This is a genomic window from Granulicatella sp. zg-ZJ, from assembly GCF_010892355.1.
GTDB lineage: Bacteria > Bacillota > Bacilli > Lactobacillales > Aerococcaceae > WM01.
Map to the genome: position 1 here is coordinate 22,461 of NZ_WNJY01000017.1, position 20,089 is coordinate 42,549.

Consider the following 20,089-nt stretch of genomic DNA (forward strand, 5'->3'; position numbering starts at 1 on the left):
AGATTGAGTAAAACTAGACAATATATATACCTAATCACTGGACTATTGGTGATGAGTTTAGGAATAGCGCTTTTTCTAAAATCTGGGCTAGGAGCTAATCCGTTAACTACTTTTACTAATGGCGTTTCTTTAACAGTAAACATTAGTGTGGGAACTGCTTCTCAACTAATTATGTTATCGTTATTGATTGTTGTGTTTGCTTTAGATAAAAGCCGCATAGGAATAGGGACAGTGATAAACGGGGTATGTGTTGGCATATTTATTGATATGTTTATGAAATTACCACTTGAAGCAACTCATTGGAGTATACAGTGGATACTTTTGATAGTAGCTTGTGTGCTATTTTCAATGGGGTTAGGCTTATATGTATCATCTAATTTAGGTGAAGGAACAGTCGATGCTTTTATGATTATTATTAAAAATAAATGCCATGTGCCAATAAAAATTGCTAGAATTATTTTAGATATGATTTTAGTAGGATTAGGGTTTTTATTAGGAAGCAATATTGGAATCGGAACAATTATAGGCATGGTAACGACTGGACCAATAATGAATCAAACAATGAAATATATAAAGAAAAAGTGAGGTTATGATAATGGATGAAAACATGAAAATGTTACATATTGCATTAAAAAAAGGAGATGTAGGAGAGTACGCTTTTTTACCTGGTTCTCCAGAACGTGCATTAAAAATATCAAAATATCTTGAAAACAGCGAAAAAGTTGCACAAAATAGAGAGCATACAACATATTCTGGATATTTAGACGGTGTAAAAGTAACCGTTACATCAACAGGTATGGGAGGCCCATCAACAGCCATTACAGTTGAAGAATTGGCTAAATTGGGTGTTAAAACATTTATACGTATAGGGACATGTGCTTCTGTTTCTCCAAAAGTGAAGAGGGGGGATGTTGTTATTCCTAATGGATGTGTTAAAATGGAAGGAACAAGTCTACATTACACACCAGTTGAGTTTCCAGCTGTTCCGGACTATTATTTATTGAAAGAACTTGAAAAGGCAGCAATTAAGTTGGGGTATGAATATAATATTGCACCGTCTATTACAAAAGATTCTTTCTACACACAAACAGAGCCTGAAACAAAACCAGTTAGCTATGAGTTAATTAATAAATGGAATGCTTATGAGCGAAGTGGTGCAACAAGTACAGAAATGGAAAGTGCAACATTATTTTCTGTGACAGGAACAATAGAAGGTTGTCGTTCCGCAACAGTACTTGTTTCTGCGACTAATTATAAAAATTATAGTTCAGATGCAAAAACATATCCTGGTGATTTAGAAGAGCGTGCTATCTTAACTGCTATTGAAGCAATGAAAGAAGTCATTAAGGCAGATTCGCAACAAAAATAAAAAATACAGGAGTTTATATTATGGTAAAAGAACAAACAGAAGTATCTAAATCAAAAGTCCCTTTATATGTCAGTGCTTATGAAACATTATATAGTTTGATGGCAGATGGGCATTATTTACCAGGAGATAAACTCCCAAATGAAAACGAATTGGCTAAAATGTTAAACATTAGCCGAGGTACTTTACGACAAGCGTTACTTCTTTTTCAAGAGGACGGACTTATCATTAATAAACATGGCTCGGGTAATTATGTCACAGAAAAAATTGCTAAAACATCAGAAGGTTTAGAAAAAAAGACCGTTATTTGTGATCGCTTTTCGAGAGAAAAAGGAAAATGGACACTGACAAATATTTCTTATCAACCTGCAACTAAAATTATTAGTGAAACTTTGCGTATTGATAATGAAAAGTTAGTTGTTCTCTTTGAATTGATTTATTGTGTCGATGATAAGAAAATCAGTTGCATGGATATATTTTTACCGTATGATATTTTACAACATGAAAATATATCATTAAATAATTATGATGACATGCAAACGTTCATTTTTAATTATATTGCCCAAAAGACAAATGAGTCTTATGTTGATTTGCGTGTTATTGATGTTAGAAGTCGTATCGCAAAACGATTAGAGATTACAGAAGGCAGTTCATTGTGTTGTTTTTATGAAGTAATGTATACAGAAATGGGCATACCGACTGTTTATACAAAATCATATTGTGTACCGTCTGAATATAATTTTTATATTCATTCTAAAAGATAATATTCTTTTAAAAAGATTGAATTTTGATTTTATTATATTGAGAAAATTTTTGGTAGGAATGGATAATATTCATTCCTACTTTTTGGTGTTGATGGCTTCCGAAAGGAAGCTATCAACACCTTTTCATTATTTTATAGTGTTTATAAAGTTTTATTGAAATAGAGGCATAGAAGATTTTTTAATCATACGTTATTTTTCTCAGTGGGAGAAAAGTACAAAAAGATTTCTTGTTTTTATTAACTCATATTATTTGACAGAGAACTTTTTTATGTTTAGAAGATAGTTTCAAAGAATACGTTAAAAACCGACTATCCTATTTGTTTTTATTTTCCTTTCCTAATAACATAAGCTATAATAAACAAGCGTAGATGAAACAGTAAATAAAGGAGTTGCAAATATGAGCACAATTCAATGGTTTCCAGGGCATATGGCAAAAGCCAAGAGGGAAGCAATCGAGAAATTAAAATTAGTGGATATTGTCATTGAATTATTGGATGCACGCATTCCTTATTCAAGTCGTAATCCGATGATTGATGAGATTGTGGGTGAAAAAAAGCGTCTTGTAGTATTAAATAAAGTTGACTTAGCTGATGACAAACTCACAAAAGAATGGGTATCCTATTTTAAAGAACAAAGCATTGATATTTTAACTATTTCTGCAAAAGACGGAAAAGGATTAAAACAAATTCAAGAAAAACTCAAAGACATGATGTCTGAAAAGTTTGAAAAACTACGTGCAAAAGGCTTGAAATCACGTCCGATTCGATTGATGATTTTAGGTATCCCAAATGTTGGAAAATCAACGTTAATCAATCGCTTTATTAAAAAAAATAAAGCTGTGACAGGTAATAAACCGGGAGTAACAAAAGGACAACAATGGTTAAAGTTAGGAACAGAATTTGAATTGTTAGATACACCGGGAATTTTATGGCCGAAGTTTGAGGATGAAAGTATTGGGAAAAAATTAGCCTTAACAGGTGCCATTAAAGATACGATTCTTCAATTAGAAGATGTGTCTTTATTTGCGATTGACTTTTTTGCTCGTTATTATCCTGAATCATTCAAAAAATCATTTGGTTTAACCCAAGAAAACTTAGACTTACCAAATGCAGAATTATTGATGTATATGACGGAACGTATGGGACTAAAAGACGATTACGATAAAGCAAATGAAAAAATTATTTTTGATATTAGAAGTGGCAAATTAGGTGGCTATACATTGGATCATGTATCGGATATGTTATTGGAAGAAGAGGATATGTAATGACAAAATGGACAACGTCGCAAATTAAGGATGCATTGAACAGTATACAACATAAACAGGATATACCTGTGGAATGGTATAAAGATGAGAGAAAAAGTGTTCAACAGGCGTTAAAAAGTTGGGAAGACAAGCTAGTAAAATTCAAGAAACTTCAAGAAAAATTAGATAGTATGCTATCTTTTGAAAAAGCATTGACAAAAAATGGATACAAAGCTATTGCAGGAATTGATGAAGTTGGGCGTGGGCCACTAGCAGGACCAGTTGTTGCAGCGTGTGTTATGATGCCAATGGATACCTTTATTTTATCAGTGAATGATTCAAAACAATTATCTGAGAAAAAAAGGGAGCAATTATATAAAGAGATTATGGCAAATGCAATTAGTGTTGGTATTGGCATTGTTGAACCGAATGATATTGATACATTAAATATTTATCAAGCAACAAAAGTAGCTATGCAACAAGCCGTTGATAAAATGTCAATAAAACCAGATTTCTTATTGATTGATGCGATGACATTAACAAATGATTTACCACAAGAAAGTTTGATTAAAGGTGATGCAAGAAGTTATAGTATTGCCTGTGCAAGTATTATTGCTAAAGTAACACGAGATAGAATGATGTGTGAGTATGCTCAACACTATCCACATTATGCTTTTGATAAAAATGCTGGATATGGCACAAAAGACCATTTATTAGGTTTAGAAAAATATGGTATAACGCCTATTCATCGTAAAAGTTTTGAACCGATTAAAACGATGTTAAACAACAATTTTCACCAATAAAGTGAAAATTGTTGTTTTTTTGCATATATAGTATATAAAAAAGAAAAGGAGAAAAGAAATGTTTCAAGATGTACTTTTACTTTTTATTCATGCGTCTTACGGTACTTGGAAAGACGGTATTGATTTGGTGAAGTGTCTATTACACTATCAACATATACAAACAGCCATTTATCATGTGTTGGATAAACAGAAAGCTCAGCAGTTTTTATTTGATTTAAAGCAGATTGAACAGATTAGGGCAATGTATCAACAACATCAAATAAAAATTATAACGATTTTTGATAGTATTTATCCGATAGATTTATTACAAACACGTAAACCACCTCTCGTTTTGTTTTGTAAGGGACAGATTGATTTGCTTAAGGCTAAAAAGATAGGTGTTTTTAGTTCTAGGTATTTTGATCACTATGGTGAACAAGTGCTTTCAAATGTGTTAATGAAAAGTCATTATGACGTATTTGTGAGTAGTTTATGCGACAAGCATATTGGTCAATTATATGAACAAACGTTAATAGCACATAAAAAATGTATTGCTGTTTTGGCAACAGGTTGTGATGTGTCCTATCCTTTAAAATATATTTTCTTACAAAGACGCTTACAAGAAAAGGGCTTGATTATTACAGAATATCCGTTAGGAACATTTTTTAATAAACAAGTATTAAAGCGACAAATGGAGTTAGTTGTAAGTTTGTCCGATAAAATCTGTGGTATTCAAACTTGTTCACAGCATATTGCGGTTGAGTTTACACTCGAGCAAGGAAAATCTTTATTTGTACCACCGCATTCATTATTTTTAAAACAGGGTGACAATCAACTCATAAAAGAAGGTGCTATTCCATTATTAAGTCCAACAACATTAAACGAGGAATGAGAGTACCTATTTAGTTGTATTTATGGTATAATTTTTTTATAAAGGACATTTTTGGAGGTTATTATGACACAAAATTTATATGATATTGCTAACGAATTGGAACGTGCTTTACGTGTATCAGAACCAGTGAATGCATTAAGAGAAGTGATTCAAAAAATTGAAGGAAATGCACAAGCGAAAGAACAGTTTGAAGCATTTAAAGCATTGACAGAAAAATTCCAAACAATGCAAATGACAGGTACACAGCCAACAGAAGAAGATTTAAAAGAAGCTGAGGAAGTATCTAAAAAAGCACAAGATAATGAATATATTATGGAATTGGTGAAAGCTGAGCAAACATTAAGTGTTCTTATGGAAGACTTAAATCGTATTATTACAAAACCACTTTCAGAATTATATCATCCAGAGAACGCATAGTTCTCTTTTTTCTTACAATATGGAACGGAAAGGTACTGTATGAGTATTCAATTTTTACACATTTCAGATATACATTTGGATAGTCCATTTCATCATATTCGTAATATTTTTCCAGAGTTGATGATAAAATGCCAAGAGGCGAGTAAAATATCTTTTCAATATTTGGTAACGTATGCTATTGAACAGCAGGTTGATATTGTGGTGATTGCAGGGGATAGTTTTAATAGTGTGTATCCAAGTGTGTCTGCACAGTTATTTTTTAAGGAACAATTACAGCGATTAGTGGATCATCATATTCAAATTGTGCTATGCCATGGAAATCACGATTATGTACGCTTACCTAAAATTGTTGCTTTGCCAGAGAAAGTGCATGTATTTGATGAACATGTTGAAACATTTGTTTTAACGACAAAATCTCAAGAAAAAGTAGCCTTTAGTGGTTTTAGTTATCATCATCTACACGTGCAAGATAGAAAAGTAACGCATTATCCAGTACGGTTTTCAAATGTTGATTACCACGTAGGTGTGTTACATGGTGCATTAGAAAGTATCGCAACAGAAAAGGGATTGTATGCACCTTTTTCTGTAAGTGAATTAAACAGTAAACACTATGATTATTGGGCATTAGGACATATTCATAAACGATCTATTTTACAAGAAAAGCCTCCTATTGTATATGCTGGTAATATTCAAGGATTAAATCGCAAAGAAACAGGAAAAAAGGGAGCATATCTTGTGACTTTAGACAAAGGCAAAGAGGCAGTACTTGAGTTTATTCCTGCGGAAACAATTTTATGGGAACATGTGACACTTTCGTTATCTGAATGCTCTACTGTAGAAGATGTGCAATCTTTACTAAAAAAAGAGGAAATAACATTTTCACAGCAAACAAAAATTATATCGATCGACTTCATAGAGCATGCACATATTCCAGAAGAATTACGACAATTTTTACAAACAGATGAGGCATTACAAGTGTTATCACAAAACGCTATGTATATATATCGTTTAACATTTTTATCATCCCATACACATACATTAAATTTAAATGTATCCATGGAGAAAAAATGGGGGAACATACAACAATATGGTGTGGAAAATAAAGAGTATCAGACGGCTCTGCAATCATTGTTTAAAAATACAACGATAAGAACGCTCTTTCCTGATTTATTACATGATGATGTCTTTAAAGAAGAAGTTTTCTCAAAAGCAATAAATACTGTTGAACAGCAGATAAATCATTAAAGAGAAAGGAGGTAATTCATGCGTCTGTCAAAATTACATATATATGGATATGGGAAATGGAGCAATAAAATCATTGATTTAACGGAAGATTTGGTGGTTTTTACAGGTCATAATGAAGCGGGTAAGTCCACTTTACAATCGTTTATTAAGAGTATTTTATTTGGATTTCCAACAGCACGTAAAAAGGATATTAACCAATATATTCCAAAAACAGATACGCAATATGGTGGACAAATTGTACTAGAAGATACCCAATATGGAACGGTTATTGTTGAACGAGTTAGACAGTTAAAAGGTTCAGCCAGTGGCATATTAACAATAAAAAATGAAAAAGGTGATGCACTTCCAGATAATGTATTAGATGATATATTAGGGAATGTCACACAAGATATTTATGATAGTTTTTATGCACTACAATTATCTCATTTACAAGAGTTGACAAAAGTAGATGCCAATGATTTAAATCGTTATTTTTTAACGATTGGTACAAGTGGTAGTGATACATTGTATCAATTAAGAGATATGTGGCTATCTAAAGCACAAGGATTGTATAAACAATCTGGAAGCAATCCATTACTCAATCAAAAATTAACATTATTGAAAAAACTAGATGAAAAATTACAATATTTACAAAATCAACAAGAAACCTATGCACAATTATTAGCGGATAGACAAGACGTTTTATCTTCTAAAGAAGAATTATTTCAAAAAGAAACAGCATTGAAACAAGATATTCAATCCATTGAAAAAGGACTTGCACTATATGACATATTAGTAGAATCTCAACAAATAGAATTAGAATATGGACAGTTTAAATCAGTTTCGATACCGGAGCATGCGAAAGAAACATTGCAGAAGATAGATGAACAAATCGCTTATTATGATAAACAGCTTGGAACATTAAAACAACGTACAGTGAGTGCAATACAAGAAGTTGATTTAACTTGGTACAAAGAACAGGCACATTTGATTAAACAGACCATTCAATTATTGCCAAAAATTGAACAGTTTATGCAAGTATTATTAAAGTCTGATTATGAAAAAAGTGTGAAAGAAGATGCTTTGTTATTAGAATGTCAACGTTTTGATATAGATAGACTACCAAATGAGGCTTACCAAAAAGATGATACATTTGAAACGCTTTGTCAAGAAGAGGAAGCTATTTCACAAGAAAGAATCCCTTTAGAAGAACAAATAAAAACTCTTAAACAACGTTTGTTAGATAAACAAGATCGACTAGAACAACTTAGAAAATCACCTGTTTCTAGACTAAAACAAGAAAAACCAAGTGCGATATGGTGGATAAGTGCTTTGTTTGGATATATTTTGAGTATAATTGCCTTTGTTTTTATGCCTGTTTATATTGGTATATTAGTAGCCGTTTTAAGTAGTGGACTAATAGCATATTTTGCGGTAGGGCAACGGCATTATTATCAAGCAAAAAAAGAGCAGGATACAAAAAAATATTATATTAACGAACAAATAAAAGAAGAAGAACAGCGTCTAAATATTGAGGTAACAGCTTTAAAAGATTTACAGAATGAATTGCGTTTATTGCAAGATAAACAACAAATCTTTGAGAATAAAGCTATATCATTTAAACAAGCCTATGCTATACCTGAAGTACTTTCTTTGAAGCAGTTAAAATCTCTTGACTATGCATATGACTTAAAACATTCTCTTGAGAATATTCAAGCTCAACAAGATATGTATCATCAACAAGTTCAAAAATGGTTAGCTTCTTTTTCATTTTATGAACAACAGTATCCATTACTCGAAACAGATTTAGATGATGTGTCGCATTTAAGACAAGTATTAACAGATTTTAAAAAATATGTTGATACAATGAATATTGTCGTTGCAAAAGAGCATCAAAAATCAGAACAACAAAAGCAATTAGCTTATGATATAGCAACTTTAAATCAAGAAATTACACTTTTAAAAACGAATCGTCAGCATTTATTGGATGAAGTAGGTGTAAAAGATACAGCAAGTTTTTATGAAAAAGTCATGTTGTATGAAAAAGCAAAACGTTTTTTAGATAGACAAGTACTTTTACAAGAGCAATTACAATCTTCGACGGTGGATTTAAGTGTCTATGCAGATAAACAAGCTATTGAAGAAAATCTCCAACAAAAACAGGTATATTTAAACGACATAATACGTCAGCAAGCTGATATTTATAAACAGTTGGCATCTATTGAGGAGAGCATGAAGCGATTAGAAAAGGATGGGGAGTACACGCAAGTTTTACAAGAATATACATCGTTAAAAGACGAGGTGTATGACTTGATGAGTGAGGTTGGAAGTTATTTGTTGTCAGCAAGATTCATTGAAATGTTGTTGAGTGTTGGTACTTCGGGACATTTAGATGATTTATTAGTTGAAGCTTCGAAACTATTTGCAAAGCTGACACATCAACGTTATGTTGCATTAACCTTTGATAAAGAAACAATTCGAGTGGTTAAGGCAAATAGCGATGTTTATTTATTACATGAATTATCGCAAGGAACTTTGGAACAATTATATGTTTCTCTACGATTTGCTTTTATTCGATATATTTCAAGCCGCTTATCCTTACCTGTTTTGATTGATGATAGTTTTGTGAATTTTGATAAAACAAGATTGACTGTTGTATACGAGTTATTAGAAGATTTGTCAAAAACAAATCAAGTCTTGTATTTCACATTTGATACAGATATGGAAAATCAATTAAAAGAAAAGGTACAAATAGAAAGATTGCACGCATAGATGGGAGGAGTGTGTGATGACGAAAAAATTATATGATTATGTTGTTGGGGAAGACATGAATTTACCTGTTTTGATTAAAGCAGCAGATGTTCGTTTAACCAAAATGGATAAAGAATACATAGCTTTTACCTTTCAAGATAAAAGTGGACAAATGGATGCGAAATTTTGGGGAGCATCAAAAGAAGATATTGAGGCATTTCAAGTGGGTAAAGTTGTTTTATTGATAGGACAACGTGATGTCTATAAGAATACCCCCCAAATAAAAATAACAAGTTTAAAACTAGTAGAAAATGCTCGTGTGGAGCATTTTATGGAAAGAGCCCCTATGGATGTGTTAGAAATAGAAGAAGAAATGAATGTGGCTTTGTGTTGGATAGAAGACGCTATTATGGCACGTATTGTACGCTATATTTATCAAAAATATAAGCAAGTATTTTATGAATACCCGGCTGCTAAAAGACATCATCATGCTTTAGTCGGGGGATTGAGCTACCACACTTTGTCTATGCTTCGATTGGCAAAATCTGTATCAGAACAGTACCCAGAAATTAATTTATCATTATTAGCAGCAGGTGTTGTCCTACATGATATTGGTAAAGTTGTTGAATTATCAGGTAGTGTTGGAACAGACTATACATTAGAAGGAAATTTGATTGGGCATATTGTCATTATGTCAGATGAAATTACAAAAGCGTGTATTGAGTTAAATATTGATGATAAAAAAGAAAGTGTTCTATTATTAAAACATATTGTATTATCGCATCATGGCAAATTAGAATACGGCTCTCCAGTTGTACCTAAAATACTAGAAGCAGAAGTATTACATCATTTGGATATGTTAGATGCAACATTAAATATGATGACAAATGCTTTAGATAAAACAGAAGCAGGGCAATATTCTGATAAAATCTATGGTTTAGATAATCGAATGTTTTATAAACCCAAATGATGCGTTGATAATATATCGAGTTAAAAAGAGTGAACTAGCAGCGACTAGTTCACTCTTTTTAGTATAAAGGAAGTATAAAGAAAATTTGTTATAATCTAAATTACTGTGTATATTAAAGAAATAACTAAACAGATATAATATTGTTTCTTCTATATAGCTATACAGAAATGACGTCGATGAAAAGATAGTTATTTCTAAAAGGTTTAATCCCTTGATATGACTGTTTTTGATGTTTTTATTTTATACTAAATCTATTAGTAAATCTTCTTATGATATGCTTCAAGTTTAAGAAATGTTTTGACAGTTACAAAAGGTAGCCCTTATATTAGTTGTTTTTTATCAATCCATAAAAATATTATCTGTAATACAATAAAAACACTTGTATAGGCAAAGATATATGGCATAATAGAGATTGAAAGCGTTGTAAGGAGGATTGTATCATGAAACGATTATTTGATATTGATCAATGGCATATTATTTCAAATAAATTAGAAAAAGAAGATAAACGTCTACAAGAAAGTTTGACGTCTATTGGAAATGGTTATATGGGTATGCGAGGTTTTTTTGAAGAGGGATATTCAGGAGATACGCATTTAGGAACTTATATAGCTGGTGTGTGGTATCCAGATAAAACACGTGTTGGTTGGTGGAAAAATGGGTATCCGCAATATTTTGGGAAAGTCATTAATGCAACAAATTTTTTAGCTATAGATATTAGTATTAATGGTAAGCCTTTGGATTTAGCAGTGGATACTATTGAAGATTTTAGTTTAGATTTAAATATGAAAAATGGTGTATTAACACGTTCATTTACGCTAATAAGAGAGGATGCAAAAGTACGGTTTTCATTTGAACGTTTTTTGAGTATTGTGCAACAAGAATTGGCACTTATTTCTCTAAATATAGAGGTATTATCAGATAATGTAAACATAGGTATAGCATCTAAATTAGTAGGTGATGTATGTAATGAAGACAGCAATTATGATGAACATTTTTGGGAAAGTGTTTCTTATGGTGTCGAGCCATTATATCTTCAAACGAAAACAACGCATAATCCATTTGAAGTACCTCGTTTTACAGTTTTAACAGCGATGAAAAATGAATGGTCTACCTCTTTTACGACAGAATATGATGCGACTGATTTTTCTGCACATGAGATATGGCGAGGTATGTTGCATACTGGAAATACATTAAAGTTGATAAAATATGTGTCAGTTGTAACAAGTCGAGATGTTGCCGAAGAAAATCAGCTAGATGTATCTCAGGCTATTTTAGAAAAGGCAAGCCGAAAAGGATACGATGTATTAAAACAAGAACATGAACAAGCATGGAAAAAACGTTGGGAAAAAGCAGATGTGCAAATTTTTGGAGATGATGAGGCACAACAAGGCATTCGTTTTAATATTTTTCAACTATTTTCAACTTATTATGGAGAAGATTCACGATTGAATATTGGTCCAAAAGGATTTACTGGAGAAAAATATGGAGGGGCTACTTATTGGGATACAGAAGCCTATATTATGCCGATGTATTTATCAGTAGCAGATGAGCGTGTAACAGAAGAATTATTAGTGTATCGTTACAACCAATTAGACGGAGCGTATCATAATGCTGCACAACAAGGACTACAAGGTGCGTTGTATCCAATGGTAACATTTACCGGAATAGAGTGTCATAACGAGTGGGAAATTACATTTGAAGAAATTCATCGTAATGGAGCTATTGCTTGGGCAATTTATAACTACACCAATTATACAGGAAACACACAATATTTATTGAATAAAGGAATTGATGTTTTAGTTGGTATTTCAAGATTTTGGGCGGATAGAGTACATTATTCAAAACGGCATGAACAATATATGATACATGGTGTGACAGGTCCAAATGAGTACGAAAATAATGTGAATAATAACTATCATACAAATAATATAGCGAAGTGGACCTTATCGTATACACTAGAAACAATAAATCAGTTGACACAAGATAAATACAACGCATTAGCATTGACGAAAGAAGAAATGAATAAATGGCAGGATATTGTCAATCGTATGTATTTACCTTATGACGAAACATTGGGTATTTATATCCAACACGATACATTTTTAGATAAAGATTTAACGCCAGTTTCTGAATTGAAACCAGAAGATAGACCTCTCAATCAAAAATGGTCATGGGATAAAATTTTACGTTCGCCATATATTAAACAAGCAGATGTTTTACAAAGTATTTATTTCTTTAATGATACATATACATTTGAGGAAAAAGAGCGTCATTTTAATTTTTATGAACCTTTAACGGTACATGAATCGTCGCTTTCTCCATGTGTCCATGCTATTTTAGCTGCTGAATTAGGCAAAGAGAATAAAGCTGTTGAATTATATGCACGTACAGCACGCTTAGATTTAGACAATTATAATCATGATACAGAAGATGGGTTACATATTACGTCTATGAGCGGTAGTTGGTTATCCATTGTACAAGGTTTTGCTGGTATGCGTGTATATAAGAACATGCTAAGTTTCCATCCTTTTGTTCCAAAAAATTGGCAAGGCTATTGTTTTAACATTAACTTTAGACAACGATTATTACACATTTCTGTGGATAAAGAGTACATTACTGTTAAACGTGTTAAAGGAGATGCGCTATCTATTTGTATAAAAAATGAAATCGTTCGATTAGAAGATACTATACGTATTTTATTGTAGTTTGTTAAAGAAAGGGAAGTACAATGATAAAAGGACTTATTTTTGATTTAGATGGCGTCATTACAGATAGTGCAGAATATCATTATCAAGCGTGGAGAGCATTAGGGCAAGACTTAGGCATTCCATTTGATAGAGCATTTAATGAGCGATTAAAAGGGATTAGTCGTATGGAATCTCTTGAATTAATTTTAGAGCACGGTCATCAGTCGGAGCAGTATACACAAAAACAAAAGGAAATATTAGCCGATAAAAAGAATATACATTATTTATCTTTTGTTGAGAAGATGACAGAAAAAGATGTTCTACCAGGTATTCGCGATTTATTAAAAGAGGCAAAACAAAGACAATTAAAAATAGCATTGGCATCTGCTAGTAAAAATGGGCCGATGATTTTAAATCGTTTGGGTGTGCAGTCCTATTTTGATGTCATTGTTGACCCTTCGTCTTTAATACACGGTAAACCAAATCCAGAAATTTATATGAAAGGTGCAGATATGCTTGGATTGCAGCCAAGTGAGTGTATTGGATTAGAAGATGCACAAGCAGGTATAGAAGCGATACATCGTGCAGGGATGTTTGCTGTTGGCATTGGGGATTTCATTGTATTAAAAGAAGCAGATTATATCGTATCAGATACAAGTCAATTACAGTTAGATAAATTATTAGAAAATGCTAGAAAATGACTGAGAGAGGAAAAAAGAATGGAATTAGCATCTTTATATCATAGACCAGAAAGTGAATATGCTTATTTATATACAAAAGATACCATGCACATACGTTTTAGAGCCAAAAAAGATGATGTTAAAGATATCGTGATTTTTTATGGAGATCCGTATTTAATGAGTGAAACGATTGATGCATTACAAAATAAATCTATGAGAAAAATAGCTTCTACTAAGTTATATGATTATTTTCAAGTCAGTGTATGTGCCCCTCATAGACGTTTAGCATATTTATTTGTTGTGACTTCTTTGAATGATACACGGTACATTTATAGTGATAAAGGTGTGAATATTTATTCTGATAAAGGATTACAAACGATTTCTCATTATTTCAGATTGCCTTATTTTCATGAAAAAGACATGGTTAAAACACCTCAGTGGGTAAAGGAAACGGTTTGGTATCAAATTTTTCCAGAACGTTTTGCCAATGGTAATCCTGATTTATCTCCTCAAAATGTGCTATCTTGGGATAGTAAAGAACACCCTAGTCGTACCGATTTTTTTGGTGGGGATTTACAAGGTGTTTTGGATAACCTAGACTATTTAGAAGAACTTGGTGTCAACGGATTATATTTTTGTCCGATTTTTGAAGCGAGTACCAATCATAAATATGACACCATTGATTATATGCAAATTGATAGACATTTTGGTGATAAATCTTTGTTTAAAACATTGGTTGATACCGCTCATCAAAAAGGAATGAAAATTATGCTAGATGCAGTTTTTAATCATCTCGGTCATCACTCAAAACAATGGCAAGATGTTTTAACACATCAAGAACACTCTAAATATAAAGATTGGTTTCATATTTTACGATTTCCAGTTGGACAAACAGAAATTGTAGATATTGAAAATACAAAAAATTTAGAGTATGATACCTTTTCTTTTAGTGCCAATATGCCAAAATTAAATACAGCTAATGAAGAGGTACAAAAATACTTATTAGATATCGCAACATATTGGATTCGTGAGTTTCACATTGATGCATGGCGATTAGATGTTGCCAATGAAGTAGATCATCATTTTTGGAAGAAATTTTATGAAGAAGCAGTTGCCTTAAATGAAAATTTTTATATTTTAGGAGAAATTTGGCACTCTGCTCAAGCGTGGTTAAATGGTGATGAATTTCATGCTGTGATGAATTATGCTTTTACAGATAGCATTAAAGAAGGTATTCTCACTAAAAAAATAACACCAGAAGAGATGATAAGTCAACTTCAAGAGCAAATGATGATGTATCGCCAACAGACAAATGAAGTGATGTTCAACTTATTAGATTCCCATGATACACCTCGTGTATTAACTGTAGCAAAAGGAGATAAAAAGCGCGTGATGTGTGCTTTGGCATTTATGTTTATGCAATTTGGGACACCATGTTTGTATTATGGTACAGAAGTAGGAATGACGGGGGAAGGAGATCCAGATTGTCGTAAGCCAATGTGGTGGGATACAGCCAAACAGGATAAAAAAATGTTGAATTTTACCAAACAGTTAATTCACTTTAGAAAGAGTTACGCTGATGTATTAGGAACAGGAGATGTTCAGTTTACATGTCAACAACATCTTGTGACGATAACACGAACATGTGGAAAACGTATGCTGAAAGGTTATTTTAATTTAAGTGAAAATCAAATTGCTTTAGAATGCACGTCAGTTTTTTCAACACAAGAAAAAAAGGGTATCTTATCTCCTAATGAATGTACTATAGAATATACTGTTTTTTAAGGGATTTCTTTCAAAGTGCATTTTTATGTTTATCAAAACAGTGATTTAAGACATTACTTTTCATGAAAAATAAAAAAAGAAAAGTCTACGCAATAGTATTCTAGTGATTTGTGATATAATAAAGCTATCTTAATTTTTGGAGGAAAAAGTATGAAACTAGTAGATAGAAAAGATGTTAACCAAGCACATACATGGGATATGAGCTTGTTGTATCAAACAGATGAAGCCTTTCGAACAGAGTTAAAAACATTTGAGAAAGATATTGAAACATTTAAAGAAACATTTGAAAATACATTAAACACAATCGAACAAATGGACTTAGGTGTGAAAGCGTACGAAGTGTTGCTTGAAAAACTTTATCGCTTATCTCACTATGCGGAATTACCAATGACAGTAGACCGTTTCAATGATACTGTTGTGGAAAATGCCACATTATTTGAAGCAGTTGCTTCTAAATTTGCAGCCTATACAAGTTTCTTTGAAACAGAATTATCTGGATTAAATGACGATATATTAGATACATTTGTTGCTGAAAAACGTTCAGATTTAGCGTATTTCTTTGAAAAAATTAAACGTGCAAAAAAACATACATTGTCTAAAGATGTTGAACAAATCATTGCAAGTTATGAAAGTCTACCGTCATTTTATAACTTATACGAAGTGACAAAATTTGAAGATATGCAATTTGATTCGTTTGAAGTAGACGGAAAAACATACGAAAATAGTTATGTTTTATATGAAAACTTACATGAAATGGATAATAACACATCTGTGCGTCGCCAAGCAGCAAAAAGTTTCTATAAAACATTGCGTGCGTATCAAAATACAACAGCCAATGAATATATTTCACATATTAAACGTGAAAAAATGTTGGCAACAGCTCGTGGTTATGAAAGTGTGATTGACTATTTATTAGATAAACAAGATGGAAATCGTGATTTATATGACAGACAAATTCGTGTCATTATGCAAGAATTAGCACCACATATTCGTCGTTATATTAAACTTTTAGCAAGAGAACATGGTATTTCTGATATGCAATTTGCTGATTGTAAAATCAATTTAGACCCAGAATTTGAAGTAGATATGACAATCGAAGAATCTCGTGATTATTTGAAAAAAGCATTAGGCCTTTTAGGACAAGACTATGTAGCGATGATTGATGAGAGCTATGATAAACGTTGGACAGATTTCCCACAAAATATTGGAAAAAGTACGGGTGGATTTTGTGCAACTGTTAAAGATGTGGCAGCATTCATTCTATTATCATGGACAGGTAAAATGAATGAAGTATTTGTCTTAGCACATGAATTAGGACATGCATATCACTTCATGTCCACTGGTAAACACCAATCTATTTTAAATTTTGATTGTCCATTATATTTTGTTGAGGCACCATCAACATGTAATGAAGTTATTGTATCGAATTATCTATTAAGTACAAGTACAGATGCACGCTTTAAACGATGGGTTATTAGTAATATGATTAGTCGTACATATTTTCACAATATGGTAACGCACTACTTAGAAGCTGTATACCAAGATCGTGTATACAAAAAAGTTGACAATAACGATATGCTAACAGCAGATGTATTAAATCAAATCAAGAGAGAGGTTTTAGAAGAATTTTTTGGTGATAGTCTTGTTGTTAATGAAGGTGCTGAATTAACATGGATGCGTCAACCACATTATTACATGGGCTTATACCCATACACTTACTCAGCAGGTTTAACAATTGGTACAGCTGTTGCCAATAAAATGAATGAACAAAGTCAAGTAGATGCATGGTTAAACACACTAACAAAAGGTAGCAGTATGTCTGCACTTGAATTAAGTCAATTAGGTGGTTGTGATGTATCAACAGAACAACCATTAAAAGAAGCGATTGCTTATGTTGGACATTTAGTTGATGAATTATACCGTTTAACAGATGAATTAAAATAAAACAGAAAACCAGAGTGAACCGATAGTTCACTCTGGTTTTGTGATATTAGGATAAAATTTATAGCCTATCAAAGAATTGTTATAAATAGTATTTTTAGTTTTTAAAACGTATAAAAAAACATTTATTATATGTGGATTTATTGTTAGAAATATGATTGAAATGGGGGTAGGGTGCATTTACACATTTTTCTTTAAGTTGTATAATTATCATACAGAAAACACTCCAGTATTTTTATTTATTTTGAGAAGGGGATATTTTATAAAATAGTTGTTATATCGTTTTATATAAGTTATTGAGTTTTAAACGAATAGTTGGTTAAATAGAGGGTATGATATAAAAATAAAAAGTAAGGAATGTTTTCTGTATATCTATAGGGCTTATCTTTCCCTATCCTATAACCATACGAAAAAACACCAATTATTTCATAAAATAATTGGTGTTTTTTCTTATTTTTTCATTAAAGGGACAATATATTTTTTCATAGAAAAATATAGAATAGGTGCAATAATTGCTGTAATGGTTGAGGTAATGAATGTATTGGTCATACCGATAAGTGTAGCGATAAACGTCGTTCCATTTCCGATAATAAAGGCATTTGTGATATATTTTCGAGTGAAAATCACAATGATTTTAGTTAAGCCTGCAATAAAAGCTAGTAGTGTTACATTTGTTAATGTGTCTTTTTGGTGAAGTTGACGATAACAAATACCCAATACAGCAACAACAATTAAAGATTCTAGGACTGTAAAGACAACAGAGTTGGCATAGCCACTTAATAAGTCGAAAATACCAAAACCAACAGATGCAGCAATCATAGCACTTTTTGTTCCAAGAATAAAAAATGTCACTACAACAAGAGCATTTCCTAAGTGCACCATAACTTTTGGAGCAATTTCAATTCTAAATAAATAAGTACCAATAAAAATAATAGCAGCGAATAAAGCTGTTAAAATAAGTTGTTTAAATTCTTTATTTTTCATGCGAGTATCCTTTCAGTAATTGTATATGTTTAGATAAATTTGGTAGTTGTTTTTCAAAGACGATACCATAAAGTGTATTTTTTTTTGAAGATAGTGTATCATCTAAGCAGGCAATAATGAAATCAAGTGTCGTTTGTACAGCTTGATGAATAGGGATATGTTGAATTAGTAATGAGCTTATCAGTGCTGAGCAAATATCTCCAGTTCCTGAAAAATAATGTGGGATATACTTTGTATCGCAGTATCCATATACGCCGTGATGTAAATAGGCAACACCGATTTTACCTTGTTCATAAGAGATACCTGTTAAAATCACAGTTTGTGTTTTTTCATTGGATAGAGCATGTAAAATATTTAAAATATCGTCTTGTGTATATTGGTCAGGAATTGGTTTATTCAATAATAGACAAGCTTCTGTTAAATTGGGTAAAATAATATCTGCTTTATCGCATAACGATTTCAATACCATTGGATAATCATGTGGAAATCCACTGTACAATTTACCATTATCTGCCATAACGGGATCTACAATTAGTAAGTCTGTATCTGGTAAATGGTCTAAAAATAGTTTGATTTGTTCTTTATGCCCAAAATAACCAGTTAGAATAGCATCAAAAGTTAAGTCGATATTTTCTTTCCAGTGATGTAAAATGTCTTCTAAATCTGATGTTAATATGTGTTTATAAACATTTGGAAATCCTGTATGCGCAGAAAGTAAAACCGTAGGTAATAAATGTGTTTCAATCTGCGTTGTTGCTAAGATAGGTAGCGTAACAGAAATCGCCACTTTTCCAAGACAGGATAAATCATTTACAACGAGTAATTGTTTCATGAATTTCCCCTTTCTAATAAAGATGTTGATTTATTTTAACAAAGTTTATCACAAAAATCTAATGTTTTGGAGTATAATAAATTAAAAAGGTGACAAAGAAAGGAAGTTATCAAATATGTATGTAACAAGATTATTGAAAAAATATTTATTATTAGGAGAACAACCAATACTTCACGAAATGGCTCCTAATTTTAATGGCGTGACAAGTAAAGGTGATGCTATTTCTTTAGAACAATTAAAAGGAAAAGTGACGATTATTAGTGTTATTCCAAATATCAATACACCGGTTTGTGACATGCAAACAAGAGCATTTAATAAACAAGTTAGTGAATTAAACGATGTTACACTCGTTACAGTTGCGAAAAATACACCAGAAGAATTTAATAATTGGTGTGCATCAAAAGGTGTCGATATGATTATGTTACCAGATATTGAAAAAAACTTTGGTATGGCGTATGGTATTGTTATGGATGAATTAGACGTGTTGGCACGTTCTGTATTTGTCATTGATAAAGAGGGAATTTTGGCATATATGGAAATTGTGCCTAAAATGACACAAGAACCAGACTATGAAAAAGCTTTAGAGGTTGCTAAAGAGTTGGTAGGATAAATATGAAGAACAGACCATAGAGATTATTCTATGGTCAGACTGTTGACAAATTAAAATGTCGACAGTCTTTTTTCGTATCAGACGTTAAGTTGTACGGCTTACCATGATGTACACGATACATCGCTCGTTCTCTACTACGTGCGAGAACGAAGCCATTCGTA

Annotated in this window: 17 protein-coding genes; 15 read left to right on the top strand and 2 right to left on the bottom strand. The window is 31.9% G+C overall.

Annotated elements, in window-relative coordinates; all coding sequences use genetic code 11:
* Positions 1–3: 3 nt before the first annotated feature.
* The 14 genes from GMA11_RS05855 (at position 4) to pepF (ending at position 17,505) form a co-directional block, all read left to right on the top strand.
* Positions 4–585, top strand: a complete 582-nt coding sequence (locus GMA11_RS05855) for a YitT family protein (protein WP_255466014.1) — start codon at positions 4–6, stop codon at positions 583–585.
* 22 nt (positions 586–607) lie between these two features.
* A complete protein-coding gene (locus GMA11_RS05860) occupies positions 608–1,369 on the top strand; it encodes a nucleoside phosphorylase (protein ID WP_205422907.1) in 762 nt (253 codons plus the stop codon).
* Between the two features lie 20 nt (positions 1,370–1,389).
* Entirely contained in the window at positions 1,390–2,130 is a 741-nt protein-coding gene (locus tag GMA11_RS05865) for a GntR family transcriptional regulator (protein ID WP_163546293.1), read from the top strand.
* Positions 2,131–2,527: 397 nt separating this feature from the next.
* Positions 2,528–3,394 carry a ribosome biogenesis GTPase YlqF gene (ylqF, locus tag GMA11_RS05870; RefSeq protein WP_163546294.1) on the top strand — a complete coding sequence of 289 codons (867 nt, stop codon included), beginning with the start codon at positions 2,528–2,530 and terminating at the stop codon, positions 3,392–3,394.
* Complete coding sequence (locus GMA11_RS05875) at positions 3,394–4,176, top strand: ribonuclease HII (RefSeq protein WP_163546295.1); 783 nt, start codon at positions 3,394–3,396, stop codon at positions 4,174–4,176. Before ylqF ends, GMA11_RS05875 begins: the two co-directional genes overlap by 1 nt.
* Before the next feature lie 58 nt (positions 4,177–4,234).
* Positions 4,235–5,047 carry a DNA-processing protein DprA gene (locus tag GMA11_RS05880; RefSeq protein WP_163546296.1) on the top strand — a complete coding sequence of 271 codons (813 nt, stop codon included), beginning with the start codon at positions 4,235–4,237 and terminating at the stop codon, positions 5,045–5,047.
* Between the two features lie 63 nt (positions 5,048–5,110).
* The gene (locus GMA11_RS05885; RefSeq protein ID WP_163546297.1) at positions 5,111–5,464 is read left to right on the top strand and encodes a YlbF family regulator; all 354 of its coding nucleotides are present in this window, start codon (positions 5,111–5,113) and stop codon (positions 5,462–5,464) included.
* 39 nt (positions 5,465–5,503) lie between these two features.
* On the top strand, positions 5,504–6,709 hold the full coding sequence (locus tag GMA11_RS05890) for a DNA repair exonuclease (RefSeq protein WP_163546298.1): 1,206 nt from the start codon (positions 5,504–5,506) through the stop codon (positions 6,707–6,709).
* An 18-nt stretch (positions 6,710–6,727) separates the two neighbouring features.
* Entirely contained in the window at positions 6,728–9,460 is a 2,733-nt protein-coding gene (locus GMA11_RS05895; RefSeq protein WP_163546299.1) for an AAA family ATPase, read from the top strand.
* A gap of 16 nt (positions 9,461–9,476) precedes the next feature.
* Positions 9,477–10,409, top strand: coding sequence for a 3'-5' exoribonuclease YhaM family protein (locus GMA11_RS05900; RefSeq protein ID WP_163546300.1), 933 nt, complete (start codon positions 9,477–9,479; stop codon positions 10,407–10,409).
* A gap of 440 nt (positions 10,410–10,849) precedes the next feature.
* Entirely contained in the window at positions 10,850–13,114 is a 2,265-nt protein-coding gene (locus GMA11_RS05905; protein ID WP_163546301.1) for a glycoside hydrolase family 65 protein, read from the top strand.
* Between the two features lie 23 nt (positions 13,115–13,137).
* Positions 13,138–13,797: a beta-phosphoglucomutase gene (gene pgmB / locus GMA11_RS05910; protein ID WP_163546302.1), complete on the top strand. Its 660-nt coding sequence runs from the start codon at positions 13,138–13,140 to the stop codon at positions 13,795–13,797.
* A gap of 18 nt (positions 13,798–13,815) precedes the next feature.
* Positions 13,816–15,561 carry a glycoside hydrolase family 13 protein gene (locus tag GMA11_RS05915; protein ID WP_163546303.1) on the top strand — a complete coding sequence of 582 codons (1,746 nt, stop codon included), beginning with the start codon at positions 13,816–13,818 and terminating at the stop codon, positions 15,559–15,561.
* Positions 15,562–15,711: 150 nt separating this feature from the next.
* Complete coding sequence (gene pepF / locus GMA11_RS05920; RefSeq protein ID WP_163546304.1) at positions 15,712–17,505, top strand: oligoendopeptidase F; 1,794 nt, start codon at positions 15,712–15,714, stop codon at positions 17,503–17,505.
* Positions 17,506–17,952: 447 nt separating this feature from the next.
* On the opposite strand, the gene GMA11_RS05925 is transcribed toward pepF, so the two are convergent.
* Together GMA11_RS05925 and GMA11_RS05930 are read right to left on the bottom strand one after the other, a co-directional pair.
* Complete coding sequence (locus GMA11_RS05925) at positions 17,953–18,486, bottom strand: ECF transporter S component (RefSeq protein ID WP_163546305.1); 534 nt, start codon at positions 18,484–18,486, stop codon at positions 17,953–17,955.
* A complete protein-coding gene (locus GMA11_RS05930; RefSeq protein ID WP_163546306.1) occupies positions 18,476–19,318 on the bottom strand; it encodes a pyridoxamine kinase in 843 nt (280 codons plus the stop codon). Before GMA11_RS05930 ends, GMA11_RS05925 begins: the two co-directional genes overlap by 11 nt.
* A gap of 115 nt (positions 19,319–19,433) precedes the next feature.
* Here GMA11_RS05930 and tpx point away from each other — a divergent pair, with 115 nt between their 5' ends.
* Positions 19,434–19,928 carry a thiol peroxidase gene (gene tpx, locus GMA11_RS05935; RefSeq protein ID WP_163546307.1) on the top strand — a complete coding sequence of 165 codons (495 nt, stop codon included), beginning with the start codon at positions 19,434–19,436 and terminating at the stop codon, positions 19,926–19,928.
* Positions 19,929–20,089: the final 161 nt, after the last annotated feature.